Genomic DNA, 21,061 nt, shown 5'->3' on the forward strand with positions numbered 1-21,061 from the left:
AAGCAAATCCAACTGCAACAACATGTAAAGGAGGTGAAGTATTATGAGAATTAAACTTTTAGCTATTGTGATTGCCGGCGTGCTTGTGCTGGGCGCTGGTTACACGGCTTTGTCGTTTGCCAGCACGGCGCAGCCGAGTTCAATCCCATCTACCCCGGATCGGCAGCAGGTTACCTCGCAGCAGGTTACCCCGCAAGCTGATGCCAGCAAAGAAGTGAAGGATGCCGGTGAAGCATCTGGAGCCGAAACAGTTGACGCTCAGGAGAAGGGCGGAACTGAAAAGGAAGTAACAGAAGCGAGCGGAGCGGCTGAAAAGGAATCAGCCGGTGAGGCAAAGAACGAAGCACAGGAAGACAAAGGTCTTGCGGGTGGTGGACACCAGGACAAAGAAGGCGCCGACGTTGATCACCAATTCGAAGGCTCCGAATAAGCCCAAACAATCATTACATCTCACTCAGTTAACTGGTATCGGTCTGTATGACCGATACCAGTTAACTCTTTTACATCTGCATTTACTGCAACTTACCATCTATATGTTGGGGTAGGCCGATCATAGAAACTCCCAGGTTTTAACCAGCAATATCCTAAACCCTTAGCTGACATAGGAAGGGTTTTATCCGCTGATTTCAAATGCAAACTTTTCCACCTTGTTTAGGCTTGGTGGAAACGGGTAAACAATGGACGCAAGGGATAGCAAACACTTTACAGACCCATACTAGGTTTTTAGTTGCACATCCGGGGAATGGGTCTCGAGCACAGGTTAGGCTTGCTCGCTCAAACGCACTAACGAAGTGAAAGGCGGATCGGTAGGTGGAGAAAACATTGCTGTCGCTAAATGAGGTCGCCTCGAAGTTGGAAATGGTATCCGAGGCCGCACTTAACAACTGGTCAGAATCGTTACGCGGAGCCGTGAGCGACGAGCTGCTGGAGTATTTTAAGCAGAGAATCCGCTTTATTCTGGAAAGAATGGATCGCGGTTTTGCGGTAGAACTCGGTACGGCCCGGGCATTTGCCGGGTGTGAGGAGTTATCATCAAATTCCCTCCCGGTTAGTGAGAAGGACTACTGGCTTGTAAAAGACGAGTTATCAAAGGCGTACAAGCAGCAGATTCAGCTGTTACCCCTCGAGGAATTCGACAAAAGAACTCTGGAGAGACGGGTCGGTTTCTTGATAGATGTTCTTGAGGACTTGGTCGCGGCGAACCTCATATCGGCGCTTTTCAGAAAGTCCGAACAACTCGAAACCGAGAAGCAAAACGTGAGAAAAACACTCTGCGACGTTACCAGGCTTCTTGAGAAAGACCGGCAACGGTTGGCGTTTGACCTGCATGATGGACCGGCTCAGGCGCTCTCAAGCGCGCTCCTGCAAGCCGATATTCTCGAAGATCTGATAGCTTCAGCCGAGGCAAAGCGGGAACTGGCGTCGCTAAAATCCATCCTCGGCCAGTGCCTACAGGAACTACGCTCCTCGATCTATGCGCTCAAACCCCAATTCATCGGTAAGAAGGGGCTTGCCGCAAGAGTGAAAGCATACGCACAACAATTTTCGTCCCGCACCGGGATAAAAGTGGAGCTTACCATCGAGTCGAAAGAAACGGACTTGCCTGAGGTATATGAGATCAACGTTTTCAGGGTCATCCAGGAGGCGCTCAATAACGTTTATAAACACGCCCAGGCCACACAAGTCGTAATCAGCATCTCGTTTAGTGAAGCGGCGCTTTCCTGCAGCGTTGAGGATGATGGGATGGGCTTTAACGTGGGCGCCCGGAACAAACGGGCCCAAGGTCTTAGCGGCTACGGTTTGGCAAGCATGAGGGACAGGGTCGAGCGGTTCTTCGGCACATTTACCATCGATAGCCGGCCGGGCAGGGGTACCTGTATAACCTTCAGTATCCCGATATAGGTGCACGTTGTAATAGAAAACTTAGCGCGAGGGAGGCACAGTAATGGGCCAATTAAAAGTCATGATAGTCGAGGACCATCCCCTGATGCAGATGGGGATAAAGAGAACCTTGGAAAAATTTGATGATATCAGGGTTGTCGGCGAAGCGTCGACGGCGAAGCGTGCGATGGAGATCGTCGATTATGCCAAGCCCGACGTCATCATTATGGATGTAAAGTTGCCTGACAGCGACGGCATCACCACGATGAAAAATATCAGGATGCACTACAAAAACGCTAAGGTCTTAATGTTCTCGGGGTTTGACGACGAGTACTATGTCGTCCGGGCGCTTGAGAGCGGTGCAAACGGGTACCTGCTTAAAAACGTCGGGGGAACCGAGCTTGTGGACGCGGTCCGCCAAGCCGCGGACGGCCTCAACCCGATATCCCCTCAACTGACCGGCAAAGTTATCCCGATGGCCAGGCAGAACACAAAAGTTTCAGACCGGCTGACACCTCGAGAAAAAGAAGTCTGGAAACTGCTGTCAAACGGGGCCTCAAATGCCGAGATAAGCAAGAATCTATTTGTTTCGGAGAGCACGGTCAAGTTTCACATCCGCAATATTTTCCACAAGCTCGGTGTTAAAAACAGGGTCGAAGCCGCCAAAGCAGCGTACCGCTCGACGGTGGCATGACAACCAAGCGACTCCTGTGGACACGAATCCCATTAATTATTTTAAGGGCCGTATTGCGGGCACTACCTGCGAAACCTAGCCTAAAGGTCGGTTAAATACTAACCCTAAGTTTGGAATGATACGCCCTTTTTTATGGAACAAATACATAAACCTTGGTTTTGCTCTTGAAGGAGATGCGGTTTCTTTGAGGCTAACAGGTGGTTTAGGAAGTAAAGATTAGGCATAAGCAGGAAGGAGGAAAACTATGCGGAACCTCAGGAGAATTTTTGCACTGGCGGCTGTCGCGTATCTTATCGCATCGCTGGTTGGCTTAGCGGGAGTATTTGCCAGTTCGTCCGCTCCCTTATCGGTTGATAACGCGAAGGGTGAATCGCTGACGGTAGGTAGTGTAAGCGTATCCAATGACGGGTCCAACCTATCAGTTGTTTTTTCAACGGATAGCGGTTACAGGTTGAACTTCACCGAAATCACATTCAGGGGTAACCCGGGTGGAGTTACAAGAGCGATGTCGGACGGTAGGACACAGTACCTGACTTCTAAATCGGACAACAACCATAGTTACTCGATTCCGCTCTCTGAGATAAAGAACAGCGATGTAACCATATTCGCATCGGCGGACGTGGTTGTTAACAACCACGTCACACATACCAAAAAAGCATTTATGAATGTCGAGTTTAAAGTACCTGAGACCGAACGGTCGACGACCACAACGCAGGTAACGACACCAAGCACAACGTGTTCGACTGCGCCGTGTTCGACAAGCTCCACCGCACCCGCCGCGACTAGCACGACTGTGGCGGGAGCCACAAGTACGACCGCGGCGCCTACGACAAGTACGACCGTTGCGCCTACGACATCTACGACGCAGCCCGGCACGACGATGACTGTTCTGGCGAGCACTACCTCGACATCGGTAATAAAACTTGTGACGACGACCACTCGCCCCACAATTTCGAGGAAGAGGTTGCCATTTACCGGTATGGAGTATAACTGGTACCTGATAGGCATAATGCTTGCGCTAACGGGCATGGGGCTGTATGCAGGTTCGATACGCAGGTCTAATTAAGGTGACAGATGCTGTAAGCCTTAAGTGGGTTTGTGAAGGGCCGGCTCGGTCTGCCGGTCCTTCAATATGGAACAAAAGTACTAAAAACACTAGCCGCAAGGACAGTTAAACACTGACCCAAAGACGGAAGTAAGTTCGGCGGCCGGGTAGTAGCATAGAATCAAGGAACACGAGAAGTAAACCATTATGAGTATTTGTTTAAAGAAACGAAGCCATACGAGGATCCATATGATTAAGGCATTAGTAGTTGATGATGATACAGTCTTCCAGAACCTGCTGAGCAAGCTTTTGGGCTCACACGGCATCCACGTCGTGGGGCGGGCCTCAAGGCTTGAGCAGGCAATCATGCTTTATGAGGCCACCTGGCCGGACGTCGTACTGATCGGCCTTAGCTCGGTGGATAAGGACAAGCTGGAGGGGCTCTCTAAAATCAAGGAGCTGGATCCAATGGCAAAAGTCATCGTCCTCTCGATATTCGATTCGGTCGAGGATGTTGCGCACGGGGCGGAGGCCCTGATCGATGCTTACGTCATCAAGGGCTCCTCATCAAGGAAGATCGTCAGCACGGTAGAAGGAGTCATCGCTGACAAAAAAGACCAATAAAGAGTAATAGCGACCGATTAGGCTTCAACAGGTAACTGTAGAGCATAGAAATTCAGCAAGTTTAGCGAGTTTAGCAAGATACGATTGATGAAAGGAGGTGAACAATTAATGAAAAAATTCCTAGTTATAGCTTTAGCGATGGCGTTATTGCTCAGTATGAGCAGCGTTGCATTTGCTAGGGTGATAAACGAGAGAGACCTTAGCAGTTTTAAAGGTGGCGCTGAAGTCAAAGGGGACATTATCAAGCATATCTTCTTTGACAACGACGTAGCGGCTTATACCGGAGAGGCCAATGCAACCGGTAACGGAAGTCTTACCGTTGTTAAGGGCACAAGCGAGGCCGATGCATGTGGCGAGGAGGGCTGTGCTACAAACGATAGCTCGAAAGACGTCACCAATGACGGTACCGCCGATGCTTACACCAACCCTGCAGACGCCCTTAACCAGGCGAACAACTCGGTGGAGAACTACATAACGGAGGATGCCGAGGCTACGGCTGATTGCGATGTTTGCGTAACCGCCGAACTCGAGCGTGACGGTATTATGACCCCAACGCACGCGTTTGTAGATGGCAACGAGGATGGCAAGTGCGACATCTGCGGTTGCTGTCCGGCTTCTATCGATGGCGACATCAAGGAGTTCATCGGCATCAGCAACTATGTTGACGCTACAACCGGTGATGCTAACGCGACCGGTAATGCTTCAGCCACCATCATCGATCAGAATGATAAGGCGAAAGCTTGCAATGACGGCACTGCTAGCAACACAAGCAGCGTAACCGTATCTAATACGGGTGATGCTGTTGCTGAGAGCGGCCCGGCTACGGCGACAAACCTAGCAAACAATTATGTTACAGTCGATATCTTCAGAGGCGCAATGTCAAGTAAGACTATTGATATTTGCGTAGATATCATGGCGGACTAACAACCAGTACTTGGGGGAGGACCGAAAGTCCTCCCCCAAAAAAGTTTACTGCAAAGTTTACTACGAGTGTTTAATACATGAGATTGAATATCACTGGTAAGGGATTAACGTAGAGAGCGCTAAAACTTTATGAATTAGCGAAAGGGGGTGAACCGGTGATAAAGAAGAGGATTTTAGCCTGTTTAGTGGTTTTATGCCTCGTGCTCAGCTTATCCGGGTTACCCGCCTTGGCAGATACAGCGAACGAAACGACGCAGGCTGTTACCCAAGCGGATCAGCCTGTTTCTTCGCAAATGCAGGCGGATAGCCAAGACTCAGAACCCACATACAGTAGTGAGCCAACAGGAGATCTTATTCCTGCAGATGGAGCTGATAGGTATTATGATAGCTCCGAGTACGTGCAAGCGCCCCGAACGGGACAAAGATCGACCCCGGTCCAACAAAGCAATGACCCCGTACAGGTCAACGTCGACCAGGATGTAAATGTTATCGTTGATAGCCAGGCACAGGCGACGACCGGGCAAGGGGATTCGCAAGGCACGCAAATCACCAACAGTGTCGGCGGCACATCGCAGGCGGTTGCTGTAGGAGGGTCTGGTGAGCCTGTCGATCCAAGCGACAGCGGTGCGTACGCGCAAAACGGCGTCACGAAGCTGATCGGCAACTTGGGAACGGCCGATGCGTATAGCGGCCAGGCCAAGGCCGATAATACGATGGATGGCAATACCGCGAAGATCAGTTCGGACGTTACGGTATCCGTAGGTAAATACGGCGATATAGACGAGAACTCAAGCATTACCGTAAACGCTTCATTGTATTACCTGGCCGTAATAGCCGGTTTGGCGACTGCAGAAACTGGGGACAGCGACGCCCTTGGATTAGCTGCCGATAACTCGCTCGATAGCAATGACAAAGCCTTTGCGAAAGGCGATGCCGCGTCTTCGTTGGCGGGTGGTATTTATGACGGGAGCGCACTTGCCACTAACGGGAGCGATAATTCAATAGCGAATACCGGCACCGCACTTGCCGCAACTGGTTTGGCGAATGCGGGTAACGATATGCAGGGAAACGACATTGAGATGGCGCCCGTCGTGAAAGCGATCATCAACGTCTGCGGCGATATCATCAACTCGAACGTAACGGTAAATCTGGTCTATAATTTTATAGCGATGATCACTGGCGTTGCGAGCGCCACATCCGGCGATGCCACGGCAGTTGGAGCCGCCGTGGATAATAACATCGACAATTCAACCAATGCGAAGGCCGTTGGCGATGCGCCGGCAGCGACCGCATCGGGCGATGGCTCGTATTCAGACGGAAGCGCGGTTGCCGGAAACGATACGGCTAACCAGATTGCTAACGACGGCCAGGCGGTCGGTGTATCCGGCGATGCCGCGGCGTTAAACTTGATGCAGAACAACGATATCTTCATCTCGCCGATTATCACAAGCGAGATCGATCTTCTCGATAACATGGTGGGTTCCGATGTAACGATCAATATTGTCTACAATTTCTGGGCCCAGATACTGGGTAAAGCGAACGCCACAACAGGAGATGCGGATGCGTTTGGTACGCTTGCGGATAACTCTATCGCAAACACATCGTCGGCGACCGCGATTGGCGATTCTGCCAAGCCGTCTCTTATGAACAATGGGGGGCAGGCAGATGGAGAGGCGATAGCCCTTAACGATACGAGCAACTCCATTATGAACAACGGGTGCGCGACGTCGGTAAGCGGAAATTCAAATTCGCTGAACACCATGACGGACAACATGATCAACCTGTCGCCAACGCTCACAACGGTAACCATGGTTGTAAAACCGTTGCTGAACGGAACGATCGTCATCGATATTGTGTATGATATTTGGGCGAGCCTCACAGGGTCGTCGGATGCGTCGTCGGGCAGTGCTAGCTCGGCGGGAACAGTTTCTGTAAACACGATCGGCAGCAAGTCGGATGCTGTTGCAATCGCCGATGTAACGGCCAACAAGCCGGATGGATCGGCTACCGCCCTCAATTCGTCTGATAACCAGATTTAAAACGACGGTGATGCTAAGGCATTCAGCGGCTATGCCTACGCCAAGAGCGCCATGACGAAAGCGCTGATATCGGTGACGGGGTGTATCGAGGAAGATATACTGGCGGACGGCAAGCAACCCACGATAACTCGCAATAATGCCATAAAAGCGCAGGCGAATGAAGAGGCAAAAGCCCAAACCGGAGATACGGCGGCAACTGGGGATAAAGCTCCGATCAATAAAGTAAACTCCAACGCGGTTTCAAAGAATATCTTTGGAAACGACCAGATATCGATTAATGATCATGACGCTGATATCTGTAATAAGGGCCAAGCTATGGCGATAAGCGGGTATGCTGTGGCAAAGACTGGCTCGACGGAACCGAATGAGACCGACAATGTAATCTTGATCGGGTTTAATCCGGCCAACGAGTGCCCCACAGGTGATTGCGGCCAGGTAAGTGGCGCCGCTCAGCCTGCGGATAACCAAAATGCGACAACACAAGCTAACCCGGATACCAAGAACGGCTCCTCCGGTGGGAACGATACTACACCGTCGACAAATGGCGGTAGCGAGGGCGCCAATGCTGGTGGGCATCAGGACAACATCGCATATGCCGCGTATACTGCAAGCGATTATCTCCCGATTGGCTTGCCATTATGGCTGTGGGCGATCGTATTCAGCATACTGGCTGGATGGGTCAAACTCACGCTTATCGTAAAACCATGGAAGGTATTGAAGCGCTAAACGATTAAGACCTTGTAGAATACATAAAGAAACTCAAACAAGAAGAAGGGCCGTGCGGCCCTTCTTCTTTTCGTGCACATCCCGCATAAGCTCACGTACTGCGAGGCTTCTAAAGGGGGCCATTTCCAGCCGGTTAACGGGCGACTTTATATATCCCCCGAATCAGGTGAGAGGGACGAGATGGCTGCATTGAGCTGCGGATACTATCCTTTAAGCCAGTAATAAGCTGACCTAAAGGATAGTATGACCGATTTTATCAATAAGCTCTTTTACCTGCTCAAACTCAGGACATTAATATGTAGTACTCGAGCACTACAGCCCGAAGTGATAAAGCAATCAAAATAAATGTGTTTGAACTGATTTGTGATTGGCAATAACCTTCAATGCTCCACAGCAAACCAAGTTTAGGATTCCAAATGCGAAAGGAGGTGAACTGAGTGAAGAAAGTTTTAGTAGTAATGCTTGTTTTGGCGCTTGTGCTCAGCATGAGTGGGATGGCTTTAGCTAAGCCAGCCAAGTTTAAGTCAAGACTATCGGTCATCCCGATTGACGGGGGTGGGGTTGGAGGAACGAACGTGTCCTCTATAACCCAGAAGGCCAGCATAACAAATGTGTCTGCCGCATATTCTGGCCCCGCCATCGCCGTCGGTAATGTCGGCGTGACCGTGATTGAAGGCGTCAATTCTAGCGCGAGCTCATGCTCGGGATGTGCGACTAACAACGCAAACATAACGGTCAATAATGAAGGCAGTGCGGAAGCTTATAGCGGTGCCGCCACGGCGACCAACGATACAAATAACTCGATTACTCAGACTAATTCGGTCAGCCAGAGCAACAGCACAAGTATCAGCACGACAATATGCGATCGCCCTGAGGCTGCAAACTAGTACTTGTGGGGATCCGAAGCGCGAGGGTCCAGACAACCCCGCGCTTCGGGCTTAGGCTTCATCAAGTTTAGGATTCCAAATGCGAAAGGAGGTGAACTGAGTGAAGAAAGTTTTAGTAGTGCTATTGGCCTTAACACTCGTATTTGCGATGACCGGAATGGGGTTGGCTAAGCCGATAAAGACAACAAGGACGATACGCACAATCCCGATCGGCGGTGGGGGCGAAACGACCCTCTCTCATATAACGCAGAAGGCCCGCATCATCAACGAGGCATATGCCTCATCTGGCCCCGCCGTCGCGGTCGGCAACGTCGGCGTCACCATCATCAAAGACGTTGACTCATCCGCGAGCTCTTGCTCCGGATGCGCGACGAATAATGCCAATATTACCGTAACCAATACCGGTATTGCCGGGGCTGTATCGGGCGATGCAAATGCAACCAACAGTGGTACGAACTCGATTACCCAATCGAATACCGTTACCCAGTCAAACACAAACAGCTCAACATTAACCGGGCCAGGTGGTCCTGTCGTTATTGGTGAACCGTAGTAGTTGGGATCCGAAGCGCGAGGGTCCAGACAACCCCGCGCTTCGGACTTGGGTTTACTAAAATGGCCGCTCTGATATGCTGGCGGCCATTTTAGATTTCCATCGTTAGTTCGCGGAGAGAAACATCCATTGCCCCTTAACATCCTGCGCGTAGACGTTCCAGCTTTTCTTTATTGGGGCTACATGGGTTGCGGTAATAACCCCATCCACCTTCATAATCGCGACATCCTTATATACCTTACCGGTACCCGGGTGCTTCCAGGTGTCGACGACTCTCGGGGTATGAACGATAAAGTCTTTCAGCAAGATGTTATACTGCTTCTGCATCTTGCTCTTATATTGAATGTAGCTGGCCTTTTCAATCCGGGCCTTCTCATCCGGGTGCAGGTACGAGTAGGTACCCTCGTATTTATTCTCTTTTTTCGTCTGCATCCAGCGGTTTGCCGCTTCGACCGGCGTTAGCGATAGATTAAACGACTCCTCGTTGATTCCTTTATCGATGGTAATCCTCTTGACTACTTTCTCGTACCCTTTTCCCTTGATAACAACCATATGTGCGCCGGTCGGCAGGTTCTTGGCCGCAAAAAAGCCTGGTTTTACCGGGTCGATGTTTTTACCGTCGACGGTGATTTTAAGATCCTTGGCCGACGGTTTCCCAGGGTAATTCTCCATAACCACACCGTTAAGGCTTCCTTGTATACCGAGGGCCAGCTTTGCCGTTTTAAAGACTCCTTTATTGTCGGCATGCGAAAGCCCGGTATACCCGAGACCCGCTAGAAGCGCTACAAGTATAAAGACGCTGGTGATGACCCAGATCGAAAAATACCGTCGCCTGCCTCGCTCTCTTGTTTTTCTAGCCGTGCGCTCCCCGCTCATTGAACTCCTCCTCTACGCTAGTCAGAATGCTGCTCTTTCTTTACCCAAGTGACGGCTTGCAAAAACTATCCGTCATAAAATTATTCAGCAAAGCGGGGCTTTTTTATGCCAAGGTGATTTATTTATCCGACTTAGGGGAAAAATGTAGGCAGCGATTTTAAGCTTGGATCGTGGCTCACTGCAATCCCGGATTATGATAAGAGAGGTTAATGTGGAAGCAAAACAAAGAATGAGTCTGGGCGGCTATCCGCTACGGGGGACAGATTCGGCATCCTGCGTTATCGACGGGCAAACTCTGATAGTCCAATCAAAAGACAGAAGACTCTTCGTTTTAAATGCCACTGGAACAAAGATATGGGAACTCTCCGATGGGAAGCACGAGCTGCGTGAAATCATCAAATCGCTTACTGCAAGAAGCAAAAAACCAGAAAGCCAAATACGTAAAGAAACCGAAGAATTCATCAAAGAGCTTGTCGAAAGGGAGATACTGGTGCTGCTAAAGCACCCGTGGGATGTAGCTGCATAGGTATACGCGTATCTGCAACCTGCCGACATGCAAAGGGGGCGACATGCCGAGCACGAACAACGGTTCTGAGAAGATTCCATTTGTCGATTTAAAAAGCCATCACTCGTTTTTGAGCGCCGAAATCGAGGCGGCCATCACTAAGGTCCTTGCCGAAGGCGGATTTACGCTGGGGAATACGGTCAAAACGTTTGAGGGTGAGTTTGCCGCGTTTTGCGGCACGCGTTATGCCGCCGGCGTCGGCTCGGGAACGGACGCGCTTCACTTTGCGCTGCGCGCTCTCGGAGTAGGTCCGGGCGACGAGGTCATAACCGTGCCCAACACCTTTATTGCCACGGTCGAAGCGATTATCATGGCCGGCGCCCGTCCCGTGTTTGTGGATATCGATGAGGATACGTATCTTATGGACACATCCAAGCTGGAAGGCGCGATTACCAAGAAAACCAAAGCGATTATCCCCGTGCATCTCTACGGTCAGCCCGCTGACATGGTTGAGATCATGCGCATTGCCGCAAAATACGAGTTAAAGGTCGTTGAGGATGCCTGTCAAGCCCACGGCGCCAAACTCGATGGGAACCGTGTCGGTTGCTTCGGCGATGCCGCCTGCTTTAGCTTCTATCCAAGCAAAAACCTCGGCGGGATCGGCGATGGCGGAATCGTTGTGACCAACGATGGGGCTATCCAGGAGCGCATCACGTCGCTTCGAAATCACGGCCAGGTCGATAAGTATAGCCACGTCGAATCCGGTTTCTGTAGCCGTTTGCACGGGGTTCAGGCCGCGGTGTTAAGTGTTAAGCTTAACCACCTCGACCGTTGGAATAAAGCGCGCCGCTACAACGCCAGAGTGTATGATTCATTCTTCAGGGATTCACCTGTCGTCACGCCTGCGCATACCCCGCATCCTGCGGGCGATCACGTTTACCACCTCTACGTTGTGCGCGTCGATGGACGTGACGATTTGAGGGAACACCTTGCCGGGCGGGGGATAGAAACGGGTATTCATTATCCGGTACCGCTTCACTTGCAGCCGTCACTCAAAGAATACGGCTATAAGAAGGGCGATTTTCCGGTTACCGAACGTGTCGTGGAAGAGATCGTGTCGCTCCCGATGTTTCCCGAACTGAAAGAATCCGATATCGAGCGCGTAGCTACAGAGGTTATCAGTTTTCTGAGCGCTCAGGTTAGCGCAGCATAGCTAGCGGCCCCTTTTTTCTCTTATCGAAGAAACCTCTACAAGAAATTCCCCTGGTGAAGACCGGGGGATTTCTTTGCCTGCTAAGGCCGCTTCTATACTCCTACGCCATGTGCAAGGGACGCTGGGCCGGGGTACTGAAATTGGCTTGTCCTCCTACCCTCAATATATAAATAATAAATGGTTGTTTGACACGCTATTCTTAATCTACCAGCGCAAATACCGTTAGCATGATTTGCAGCCCTGTTTTACGACCTGCCCGAACGGGTAATTTCGTTACCTGTCTTCCACTATTTATAGAGATTTGACGCGTTGCCCGGCGCTGGCGCGCTCGATGTTTTTTGCAGGTATCCTGCGGGTGAGCATGATGGTGTTTAAGAGGGTCGTTAGTTTGGCAAAAACCGATGGGACCTGGTCGGCAGAAACAAATAGGAGCTTTTACGAGTACTTTTACAGGGGTGATAACAGTTATGGGACTTAGCGAACAAGTCGAACCCGAACCTATAGATACCGGTAGAGAACCCAAAGCAATGGTGAAGCTTTCAGATTCCGGCGAGTCGCTCAAGCGTCGCGGTTTTAAGATCGCTGTGGGGCTTTTTTTGAAGCGCACGCTCGACCTCGCCGGTTCGATCGCGGGCCTGGTACTACTATCTCCGCTCTTTCTTCTTCTAGCGGTAATGGTCAAGGTAGACTCACCCGGCCCGGCCCTATTCTCGCAGAAACGCGTTGGCAGAAACCAGAAAGAATTTACCTTCTATAAGTTTCGCTCGATGTACGCAAATTGTGACGAGCGCCTGCACCACGATTACATGGCGAAACTTATCAGCACCGGCGCGCAAGAATCGCTTAAGGGCAAAGACGGGTGCTTTAAGCTCGAAGAGGACCCCCGGGTTACGCGCATCGGGCGGTTCTTGAGGAAAAGCAGTCTTGATGAGCTGCCTCAGCTGGTGAACGTGCTTAAGGGGGATATGTCGCTTGTCGGCCCACGTCCCGCGATCGGCTACGAAGTCGAGATGTACGAACCCTGGCATATGGGACGGCTGGCGGTAAAACCCGGCATAACGGGGCTGTGGCAGGTAAGCGGGCGCTCGGAAAAAGACTTTCAGGAAATGGTCGAGCTTGATCTCGACTACATCGACAACTGGTCGGTATGGTTCGACCTAAAAATCATTATGAAAACATTTGTAGTTGTCTTTAGCAGACAGGGGGCTTGGTAAAAATGGATGCTAACAGGATAACGCTGGCTCTAATCGGTTACGGCTATTGGGGACCCAACTTGCTGCGCAACTTCATGGAGGCGCCGGGTTGCAGGGTAAAATATGTGTGCGATAGTTCTCCCGCCCAGCTTAACAAGGTCGCGCTTAAATACCCGCACCTCACCCTCACCCAATCGTTCGACGAGGTGGTGGACGACGACGAGGTTGACGCGGTAGTGGTCGCCACGCCCATATCAACACACCATGGCCTGGCAAAAAAGGCGCTTCTTAAGGGTAAGCATGTGTTTGTTGAAAAGCCGTTGACCGCCGATTCAGAGTCGGCTAAAGAACTCGTAAAACTGGCGGATATGCAACAAATGGTCCTCATGGTGGGCCATACCTTCAAATACAGTCCACCGGTCATAAAAATCAAGGAACTTATCGACAGCGGGGAGCTAGGGGATATCTACTATATCAGCTCAAGCCGGGTCAATCTGGGATTACACCAGCCGGATGTAAGCGTCATTTGGGATCTCGCCCCGCACGATTTCTCGATCATCTTTTACTGGTTAGGCGAAGAGCCGTCGCAGGTTCACGCGTTCGGTCGCGGCTGCGTCAAATCCGATACGCCTGATGTGGCCTTCATCAACCTCGCGTTCGATTCCGGAGCGGTGGCCGAGGTGCAGCTAAGCTGGCTTTCTCCGGTAAAGCTGAGAAGAACAGTCATCGTGGGCAGCAAAAAGATGCTTATCTACGACGATACGCAGAGCGTTGAAAAGGTCAAGCTCTTCGATCACGGTGTGAATTTCATCGAGCCGACCTCGTTTGAGGAATTCCAATTGAGCTACAGGAGCGGGGACATCATCTCACCGCATCTCGATAATTACGAACCGCTTCTTGAGGAGGCCAAGCACTTCATCGAATGCATCCGAGAAGGCAAATGCCCGAGGACCGACGGCGCCGATGGGCTTAACGTGGTGCGTGCTCTCGAGCAGGCCGAGAAGTCGCTGATGAAAAACGGTAACTTTATGGAGGATAAACGATGCAAGTTTCGCGTAGTCCGCTAGGGGATACCACCATCTATCCGAATGTCGAGATAGGAAAGCGCACCGTGCTTGAGTCGCCGGTCGTGCTCGGTATGCCGCCACGAGGATCCGATCCCGGCCAAAAACGTCTCAGTATCGGAGCAGGCGGTTTTATACGGCCGTTTACCACGATCTATGCGGGCTCGCAGATAGGGGACAACTTCCAGACCGGGCAAGGGGTCTCCATCAGGGAGGACAACACGATCGGCGACGATGTGAGCATCGGGACCAACTCGGTTCTCGAGTTCGGCAACACCATCGGCGACCGTGTGCGCATCCATACCGGATGCTTTCTCGAACTGGTGACGATCGAAGACGACGTGTTTATCGGCCCAAACGTGGTGTTTACCGACGACCCGCACCCGATGAACTGCCCTAAGTATAAGGAGTGCAAGGGCGGTGCAACCGTTAAGGCGCTTGCCCGAATCGGCGGCAACGCGACGATTTTACCCGGCGTCATCATCGGGCGAAACTCCCTCATCGGCGCCGGCTCGGTGGTTACCGACGATGTCCCGGATAACGCTGTGGTCATCGGCAACCCCGCCCGTGTCGTAAAGTACGTCGAGGACCTGAAATGCTCCCTCGGCGCATATGACCGGCCGTACATGTGGAAGCCCTACGAAAGAGAAGAATAGAGAGGCGGGTAGGCGGTGACTATGAAAAATATCGGAGTAATTGGATGTGGATATGTGGGGCTCGTTACCGGGGTATGTTTGGCGGAACTGGGTAACAGGGTTACCTGTATGGATATAGATGCAAACAAAATAGAGACATTAAGCCGGGGGGTATCGCCGATCTGCGAACCGGGCCTCGATGAGTTGATCTCTTCGAACCTTGAGCAGGGCCGGCTCTTTTTTGCCGGCGATATCGAGAGCCTTGCCGATAGCGAGATGGTGTTCTTGGCCGTCGGCACGCCGAATAAGCCGGGTGGCGAGGCGGACCTCTCCCAGGTCGACCGGGCGGTAGAGGATTTGATGCGCGTGTTCGACGCCGAATCCAGCCCGGTTAAAATCGTGGTAAAAAGCACCGTTCCCGTCGGCACGGGAAACCGCCTTTCAAGATGTATCGCAGCCAAGGCTCCCTGGATGAGCTATGTTTCAAACCCGGAGTTCTTGCGTGAGGGCTCGGCGGTCTACGATTTCATGAATCCCGACCGGATAGTCGTCGGGGCCGATAATCCCGTCGATGCCGGTGATGTGGCGGTGCTTTATGAGGGCTTAAACGCACCGGTTATTGCGACCGACGTGATCAACGCCGAGTTTATCAAATACGCTTCAAACGCTTTTCTCGCGACCAAGATATCCTTTATCAATGAGATAGCGAATATCTGCGAAGAGGTCGGCGCCGATGTCGAGGTAGTCTCGCACGGCATGGGCCTCGACCCCAGAATAAACCCGCATTTTTTGAAAGCCGGCATTGGCTACGGCGGCTCGTGCTTCCCAAAAGACGTGCGCGCGCTAAAGCAGATAGCCGGGAGCAATGGCTACCACTTTGAGCTGCTTTCGGCGGTCATCGAGGTAAACGAAATGCAGAAATATCGCGTGGTGCATAAACTGCGCCAGCATCTCGGAACCCTTGAAGGCAAGAAAATCGCCCTTTTCGGCCTCGCGTTTAAGCCGAACACCGACGATATCAGAAACTCGGTTGCCGTCGAGCTGCTTGAGATTCTTGCGTCCAATGGCGCGGATGCAGCTGCAACCGACCCGTTGGCTATCGAGAACGCGAGCAGATACCTGCCAGGTGTGGGGTATACCGGCGACCCTTATGACGCGGCCGACGGTGCCGAGGCGATAGTCATCGCGACCGAGGACCCCCTCTATATGGACCTCGATTGGGAAAGGATAGCGGAGACGATGTCGGGCACGCTCGTGGTCGATGGCCGCAATATCTTACGGCGCGAGACCCTGCCCGAGGCCCTGGTCCTCGAACAGATCGGAAGATGCTGCAAGGGCGGGGAGACCGAGGAATATCCCGCAAGCCCGGAGGAGTTGGGGTGGGTCGCATAGACTTCCTTTTAAAACAGACGATAAGAGAACGGAGTTTCTTGTGGATAGCAGACTTTGTTTTGATAACCAGGCGGAAAACAAAACGTCGCCGGTTCGCAGTAAGGACGAGTTTCTCGTCTTCGGTGCGCCGGCTATAGAGGATGATGAAATTCAAGAGGTCGTCTCAAGCATGCAAAGCGGCTGGCTTGGTACTGGGCCTAAGGTTACGCGCTTTGAGAGCGACTTTGCCGCCTATAAAGGTGTCGAGTTTGCCGCCGCGCTCAACTCGTGTACGGCGGCGCTTCACCTAAGTATTCTGGCTGCAGGTGTCGAACCGGGCGATGAGGTCATCACCACCCCCATGACATTTTGCGCGACCGTTAACGCAATTATCCATGCCGGAGGGGTCCCCGTTCTCGCCGATATCCACCCCGGCACGATGAATATAGACCCGGATGAGGTCGCACGAAGAATCACACCGAGGACCAAAGCGATTCTTCCCGTGCATTTTGCGGGCTACCCGTGCGATATGGACCCGCTGATGACGATTGCCTCCGAGCATGACCTCAAAGTGATCGAGGACTGCGCGCACGCCATCGAAACCGAGTATAACGGGCGAAAAGCGGGCACGATCGGCGATTTTGGCTGTTTCTCATTCTACGCCACCAAGAACGTGGCGACAGGTGAGGGCGGCATGGTGGTCACCCGGCGCGAAGAAGATATCGCCCGGATAAAGATCCTGGGGCTTCACGGGATGAGCAAAGACGCCTGGAAGCGTTTCGGCGATGAGGGATTCAAGCACTACCAGGTCGTGGAGTGCGGTTTCAAATACAATATGATGGACCTGCAGGCGGCGATCGGTATTCACCAGCTGGCGCGCGTCGAGGCGAACTGGGAACACCGTCGGAGGATATGGCAAACCTACCAGAAAGCATTTGCGGGGCTTCCCGTGGTACGTCCCGCCGACCCCGCACCCGGGATGCGCCATGCCCACCACCTCTATACGATTCTTGTGGATGAAGAGATGGCCGGGATTTCACGCGACGCCTTCCTCGACGCCATGACCGCGCATAACATCGGCGTCGGCGTACACTACTTAAGCATCCCCGAGCACCCTTATTACCAGCAGGTGTTCGGCTGGAACCCTGATGATTACCCCATCGCTAAGCGAATCGGACGACAAACGGTGAGCCTTCCAATTTCGGCAAAACTCACCGAGGAGGATACAGAAGATGTGATACAAGCGGTATTTAAAATACTAGATGCCAGCATACAGCGGAGGAGCGCATGAGTATTTCTGTTAAAAGCATGAATATTTCCATCAAGCATATCGCCCCGGCTTTGCCGGACGAATGGGACTCGATTTGGAAGGGGTGTCTTTATTCCACCTACTTTCACTCGCGGGAGTGGGCCGAGATTTGGAACGCCTATACAAAGGGCAAGATGCGCCCAAGGCCTAAAGTCGTTGAATTCTCGGATGGCAAAAGGGCGCTTCTTCCATGCCTGACTCAAAAGCATTGCAAAGGATTGGTTACCAGCTACATCTCGTCACCGGCGGGCACGTTTGGGGGTTGGATTTCCACGGATGCGTTAACCCCAGCACATGCAAAACTACTGGCAAACTACCTTACAAAAAAACTCGACAACCTTGTTTTGCGGTTAAATCCCTACGATAAACTTGTGCTCAAAGCCGGGATAAAACCAACGAGGGACGACGAGACTCATGCACTGGATTTGCTTGGCGGCTTCGATCTTGTTTATAAAGGGTGGAAACGAAATCACACCTATGGACTTCGCAAAGCGCGGGAAGGTGGTGTCGAGGTAAGAGTTGCCTCTACACAAGAGGACTGGTCCGCGTATTACGAAGTTTATGAAGACTCGCTGCAGCGGTGGGGAGATCAGGCGTCTTCGCGGTATGCATGGGAGATTTTCGAGGAGATGCTGAGGCGAAACTCACCGTATATCAAACTCTGGTTGGCCACCTATCAGGACAAAATAATATCCGGGGTACTTTGCTTGTATTCGAACAAGCATGTCGATGCATGGCATGCCGCAACTCTGGCAGAGCATTTTAAGCTGCGTCCCGAAACCCTTGTCATGTATGAGGCTATTAAGGATGCCTGCGAGCGGGGCTATTCCTGGTTCGACTTCAACCCGAGCGGAGGCCATGAAGGAGTACGGACCTTCAAGGAGAGGTTCGGTGCGCAAGCCTTCAGCTGCCCTGAAGTGATTATCAAAGCACCGAGTTCTATTTTATTATCGCGGGTCTCGTCGATACTCAAGGGGAAGTTTTTAGCGTGATTTACCTTTTTTGCAATGAAACCTTTGGACAATCTTTTTTAGATGCAGCTATAGAATTTAGCGCTACCAATAATGCTGATATCACAATAGTTCGTTCAGCGGCAAAGCCATCACAGGCCAAGGATCTAAGAAATAGTAATGGGTTCTTGCCGATACCGTTTCTTAAAAACAAGTATAAGGCGTTAAAATTCCTCATGACGGCAAAAATGCGTATATTGTTTATCAAAGACGTTAACGCTCGCTCATTTTATGAACTGATCAACCCTGATGACCATGGTATTATCGCAGGATTCAACCAGATATTTAAACATGAGACCATCTGCAGATTTAAAAGCATCGTGAACTTTCACCCTTCAGTATTACCTTTCTATAGGGGACCGGTGCCCTCGTATTGGTGTATTTATAACGGTGAGAAGAAGACGGGCTATACGCTCCATCAAGTGACGGAAGATATCGATAATGGAGACATACTTTTTCAGGAAGAGGTTTTAATCGGCGAGGTTAAAGATTCATCTGTCTTAGATAGAGAAATAGCGCAACGTGCATCTCAGCTATTTCTACGGTATTTAAATCACCTTGGAACCGATCAGGATTGGACAAACCTAATAATAGACGCAACCCGTGTTTACAAAACACATGTAGGCTATATCTCGTTTCCAATCGAAGGCGATAACGAAGGTACTATCGAAGGTACTATCGAAGGTACTATCGAAGGTGATAAGTAAGATGTCGTTAAAAACCCAGGCGGTATCCGGAGTCAAGTGGACGAGCGTATCGGCGGTTGTCGTATCGGTCTTGCAAATTCTACAGCTCACCATACTGACGCGCCTACTCAGCCCCCACGACTTCGGTTTAGTGGCAATTGCAATGGTGATTATCGGCTTTGCCCAGGTTTTTGTCGACATGGGCATCAGTAACGCTATCATCTACCGCCAGGACACTACGCATGAGCAACTCTCCAGCCTCTACTGGTTAAATGTGATCGCCGGAATCGCCGTCTTTGGCCTGATGGTCATATGCATACCGCTTTTCGTCAGGTTCTACAACGAGCCCCGCCTAAGCGGTCTGATATTTTGGGCTGCGCTCAGCTTTATTGTTATGCCATTTGCCCAGCAGTTCCAGATACTATTACAGAAGGAGCTACTTTTTAATAGGCTGGCCAAAGTGGAAATCGTAGGCGCCGTATTTGGCGCGTCGATTGCGATCCTGGCAGCGATTTTAAGACAAGGTTCCTATTCGCTTGTTTGGGGATGGCTGACTACCGTCATGGTAAGGTCACTGCTCCTGATCGGCCTTGGCTGGCGGGAGTGGCGACCCAGTTTTCACTTTGCCCGCGTTGATTTAAAGGGTTATACGAGCTTTGGGCTTTACCAGATGGGCGAGCGCAGCATCAACTACTTTGCAACGAACCTCGACAAGCTCCTCATCGGCAGGCTTTTAGGGACGACATCGCTCGGATATTACTCGGTCGCCTACCAGCTCATGCTTCGTCCGATGTCACTGCTTAACCCCATGATCACGAAGGTGGTATTTCCGTTACTCTCCAAAATCCAGCATGATAATACACGTCTGAACCGGGGGTACCTGCAGATGACAGAGGTCATCTCCTTTATGAGCATGCCGGTCTATTTGGGTATGCTTGCGGTTGCCAGGCCCCTAATGCACCTTCTTCTCGGCTCGGGCTGGGACCCTTCGGTGACCGTCTTTCAAATCCTGGCATTTCTTGGTATCCTCTACAGCCTCGGCAATCCAATCGGCAGCCTTCTACTGGCGAAGGGGCGCGCGGACATTGGTTTTTGGATGAATATATACGGTCTTGCTGTGTACGTAATCGCTATTTGGACCGGCTCACATTGGGGCATAAACGGTGTTGCGTGGGCGCTGCTTCTGTCTACGACGCTGGCCCGGCTTCCCGTTGATTTCTGGGTGCGCTGGTATCTTACCAGGATGCGACCCTTTGATTTCATCAAGAGTTTTGCACCGTTTCTTAGCTTGTCAGCGCTCATGGCAATTACTGTTGTAGGTGTTGCCAGCCTCATCAGAATAGAGAACGACATGATAGCGCTCGGGGCGCTTGCACTGCTCGGCGGCAGTCTCTATGCCGCGAGCGTTTTATTGATCAAGCGAACGTTTGTAAAAGATATAGTTACGATGGTATTAAGGGGACGGTAATGTGTGGGATATCCAGCTATGCCAGTCATTACTACGAGCCGTATTTACGTTCTCTTTTGCACGATGGACGTTTCCTGCTTCAAAAGAGCGGTTTTTCAAATTACTAGGCGATGGGTTCTATTGCCCATATATCGATGTAGAAAAGCTTTACTCGGGCTATGAGGAGATAAGCCGGCGTAGTCCCGATTACCTTTGGAGAGTCATGGCCGTGGCGCTATGGTGGAAGCGATGCGTCCAAGGGGAACCTCTGGTCCACACCGCTTAGCGGTGTTCTCCCGGAGTCCGCCGGGGTTTTAGTCTCTTAGAACCTGGAAATATACCCAAATCAGGTTTTAGCACTTTAGCCAACGGTGTTTGGTTC

22 protein-coding genes are annotated in these 21,061 nt (G+C 51.5%); 21 read left to right on the top strand and 1 reads right to left on the bottom strand.

Annotated features, from left to right (window positions below; translation table 11 throughout):
• Positions 1–43: 43 nt before the first annotated feature.
• The 10 genes from ACYC56_RS02275 (at position 44) to ACYC56_RS02320 (ending at position 9,370) form a co-directional block, all read left to right on the top strand.
• Positions 44–430 carry a hypothetical protein gene (locus ACYC56_RS02275; protein WP_461372560.1) on the top strand — a complete coding sequence of 129 codons (387 nt, stop codon included), beginning with the start codon at positions 44–46 and terminating at the stop codon, positions 428–430.
• A gap of 380 nt (positions 431–810) precedes the next feature.
• Positions 811–1,902 (top strand): sensor histidine kinase, encoded by a 1,092-nt coding sequence (locus ACYC56_RS02280; RefSeq protein ID WP_461372561.1) that lies wholly within the window; start codon positions 811–813, stop codon positions 1,900–1,902.
• 43 nt (positions 1,903–1,945) lie between these two features.
• Positions 1,946–2,575: a response regulator gene (locus ACYC56_RS02285; protein WP_461372562.1), complete on the top strand. Its 630-nt coding sequence runs from the start codon at positions 1,946–1,948 to the stop codon at positions 2,573–2,575.
• 244 nt (positions 2,576–2,819) lie between these two features.
• The gene (locus ACYC56_RS02290) at positions 2,820–3,641 is read left to right on the top strand and encodes a hypothetical protein (RefSeq protein ID WP_461372563.1); all 822 of its coding nucleotides are present in this window, start codon (positions 2,820–2,822) and stop codon (positions 3,639–3,641) included.
• A gap of 228 nt (positions 3,642–3,869) precedes the next feature.
• The gene (locus ACYC56_RS02295) at positions 3,870–4,244 is read left to right on the top strand and encodes a response regulator (protein WP_461372564.1); all 375 of its coding nucleotides are present in this window, start codon (positions 3,870–3,872) and stop codon (positions 4,242–4,244) included.
• A gap of 108 nt (positions 4,245–4,352) precedes the next feature.
• Positions 4,353–5,168, top strand: coding sequence for a hypothetical protein (locus tag ACYC56_RS02300; protein ID WP_461372565.1), 816 nt, complete (start codon positions 4,353–4,355; stop codon positions 5,166–5,168).
• 227 nt (positions 5,169–5,395) lie between these two features.
• Entirely contained in the window at positions 5,396–7,207 is a 1,812-nt protein-coding gene (locus tag ACYC56_RS02305) for a hypothetical protein (RefSeq protein ID WP_461372566.1), read from the top strand.
• Positions 7,208–7,258: 51 nt separating this feature from the next.
• Positions 7,259–7,933: a hypothetical protein gene (locus ACYC56_RS02310; protein WP_461372567.1), complete on the top strand. Its 675-nt coding sequence runs from the start codon at positions 7,259–7,261 to the stop codon at positions 7,931–7,933.
• Between the two features lie 437 nt (positions 7,934–8,370).
• A complete protein-coding gene (locus ACYC56_RS02315; RefSeq protein WP_461372568.1) occupies positions 8,371–8,820 on the top strand; it encodes a hypothetical protein in 450 nt (149 codons plus the stop codon).
• A gap of 100 nt (positions 8,821–8,920) precedes the next feature.
• Positions 8,921–9,370 carry a hypothetical protein gene (locus tag ACYC56_RS02320; protein ID WP_461372569.1) on the top strand — a complete coding sequence of 150 codons (450 nt, stop codon included), beginning with the start codon at positions 8,921–8,923 and terminating at the stop codon, positions 9,368–9,370.
• 105 nt (positions 9,371–9,475) lie between these two features.
• Here ACYC56_RS02320 and ACYC56_RS02325 read toward each other — a convergent pair whose 3' ends face one another.
• Entirely contained in the window at positions 9,476–10,246 is a 771-nt protein-coding gene (locus ACYC56_RS02325; RefSeq protein WP_461372570.1) for a peptidase associated/transthyretin-like domain-containing protein, read from the bottom strand.
• A 211-nt stretch (positions 10,247–10,457) separates the two neighbouring features.
• On the opposite strand from ACYC56_RS02325, the gene ACYC56_RS02330 reads away from it, so the two are divergent.
• The 11 genes from ACYC56_RS02330 to ACYC56_RS02380 all read left to right on the top strand — a co-directional run bounded on the left by ACYC56_RS02330 (position 10,458) and on the right by ACYC56_RS02380 (position 20,965).
• Positions 10,458–10,772 (top strand): PqqD family protein, encoded by a 315-nt coding sequence (locus tag ACYC56_RS02330; protein ID WP_461372571.1) that lies wholly within the window; start codon positions 10,458–10,460, stop codon positions 10,770–10,772.
• Between the two features lie 43 nt (positions 10,773–10,815).
• A complete protein-coding gene (locus ACYC56_RS02335; protein WP_461372572.1) occupies positions 10,816–11,964 on the top strand; it encodes a DegT/DnrJ/EryC1/StrS family aminotransferase in 1,149 nt (382 codons plus the stop codon).
• Positions 11,965–12,431: 467 nt separating this feature from the next.
• On the top strand, positions 12,432–13,178 hold the full coding sequence (locus ACYC56_RS02340) for a sugar transferase (protein WP_461372573.1): 747 nt from the start codon (positions 12,432–12,434) through the stop codon (positions 13,176–13,178).
• Between the two features lie 2 nt (positions 13,179–13,180).
• Positions 13,181–14,224: a Gfo/Idh/MocA family protein gene (locus tag ACYC56_RS02345; RefSeq protein WP_461372574.1), complete on the top strand. Its 1,044-nt coding sequence runs from the start codon at positions 13,181–13,183 to the stop codon at positions 14,222–14,224.
• Positions 14,200–14,877, top strand: a complete 678-nt coding sequence (locus ACYC56_RS02350; RefSeq protein WP_461372575.1) for an acyltransferase — start codon at positions 14,200–14,202, stop codon at positions 14,875–14,877. The genes ACYC56_RS02345 and ACYC56_RS02350 overlap by 25 nt, the downstream gene beginning before the upstream one ends.
• 21 nt (positions 14,878–14,898) lie before the next feature.
• A complete protein-coding gene (locus ACYC56_RS02355) occupies positions 14,899–16,248 on the top strand; it encodes a UDP-glucose dehydrogenase family protein (RefSeq protein ID WP_461372576.1) in 1,350 nt (449 codons plus the stop codon).
• Between the two features lie 40 nt (positions 16,249–16,288).
• A complete protein-coding gene (locus tag ACYC56_RS02360; protein ID WP_461372577.1) occupies positions 16,289–17,518 on the top strand; it encodes a DegT/DnrJ/EryC1/StrS family aminotransferase in 1,230 nt (409 codons plus the stop codon).
• Complete coding sequence (locus tag ACYC56_RS02365; protein ID WP_461372578.1) at positions 17,515–18,528, top strand: lipid II:glycine glycyltransferase FemX; 1,014 nt, start codon at positions 17,515–17,517, stop codon at positions 18,526–18,528. The genes ACYC56_RS02360 and ACYC56_RS02365 overlap by 4 nt, the downstream gene beginning before the upstream one ends.
• Positions 18,525–19,253, top strand: a complete 729-nt coding sequence (locus ACYC56_RS02370; protein ID WP_461372579.1) for a formyltransferase family protein — start codon at positions 18,525–18,527, stop codon at positions 19,251–19,253. Before ACYC56_RS02365 ends, ACYC56_RS02370 begins: the two co-directional genes overlap by 4 nt.
• Position 19,254: 1 nt before the next feature.
• Positions 19,255–20,700, top strand: a complete 1,446-nt coding sequence (locus ACYC56_RS02375) for an MOP flippase family protein (protein ID WP_461372580.1) — start codon at positions 19,255–19,257, stop codon at positions 20,698–20,700.
• 1 nt (position 20,701) lies between these two features.
• A complete protein-coding gene (locus tag ACYC56_RS02380) occupies positions 20,702–20,965 on the top strand; it encodes a hypothetical protein (protein WP_461372581.1) in 264 nt (87 codons plus the stop codon).
• Positions 20,966–21,061: the final 96 nt, after the last annotated feature.

It is taken from the genome of Candidatus Aquicultor sp. (assembly GCF_054640775.1).

Coding starts and splice junctions, on each gene's coding strand:
- ACYC56_RS02350 (WP_461372575.1), top strand. CDS start 14,200: ATGCAAGTTTCGCGTAGTCCGCTAGGGGATACCACCATCTATCCGAAT.
- ACYC56_RS02335 (WP_461372572.1), top strand. CDS start 10,816: ATGCCGAGCACGAACAACGGTTCTGAGAAGATTCCATTTGTCGATTTA.
- ACYC56_RS02285 (WP_461372562.1), top strand. CDS start 1,946: ATGGGCCAATTAAAAGTCATGATAGTCGAGGACCATCCCCTGATGCAG.
- ACYC56_RS02340 (WP_461372573.1), top strand. CDS start 12,432: ATGGGACTTAGCGAACAAGTCGAACCCGAACCTATAGATACCGGTAGA.
- ACYC56_RS02300 (WP_461372565.1), top strand. CDS start 4,353: ATGAAAAAATTCCTAGTTATAGCTTTAGCGATGGCGTTATTGCTCAGT.
- ACYC56_RS02365 (WP_461372578.1), top strand. CDS start 17,515: ATGAGTATTTCTGTTAAAAGCATGAATATTTCCATCAAGCATATCGCC.
- ACYC56_RS02275 (WP_461372560.1), top strand. CDS start 44: ATGAGAATTAAACTTTTAGCTATTGTGATTGCCGGCGTGCTTGTGCTG.
- ACYC56_RS02375 (WP_461372580.1), top strand. CDS start 19,255: ATGTCGTTAAAAACCCAGGCGGTATCCGGAGTCAAGTGGACGAGCGTA.
- ACYC56_RS02345 (WP_461372574.1), top strand. CDS start 13,181: ATGGATGCTAACAGGATAACGCTGGCTCTAATCGGTTACGGCTATTGG.
- ACYC56_RS02290 (WP_461372563.1), top strand. CDS start 2,820: ATGCGGAACCTCAGGAGAATTTTTGCACTGGCGGCTGTCGCGTATCTT.
- ACYC56_RS02310 (WP_461372567.1), top strand. CDS start 7,259: ATGACGAAAGCGCTGATATCGGTGACGGGGTGTATCGAGGAAGATATA.
- ACYC56_RS02325 (WP_461372570.1), bottom strand. CDS start 10,246: ATGAGCGGGGAGCGCACGGCTAGAAAAACAAGAGAGCGAGGCAGGCGA.
- ACYC56_RS02355 (WP_461372576.1), top strand. CDS start 14,899: ATGAAAAATATCGGAGTAATTGGATGTGGATATGTGGGGCTCGTTACC.
- ACYC56_RS02295 (WP_461372564.1), top strand. CDS start 3,870: ATGATTAAGGCATTAGTAGTTGATGATGATACAGTCTTCCAGAACCTG.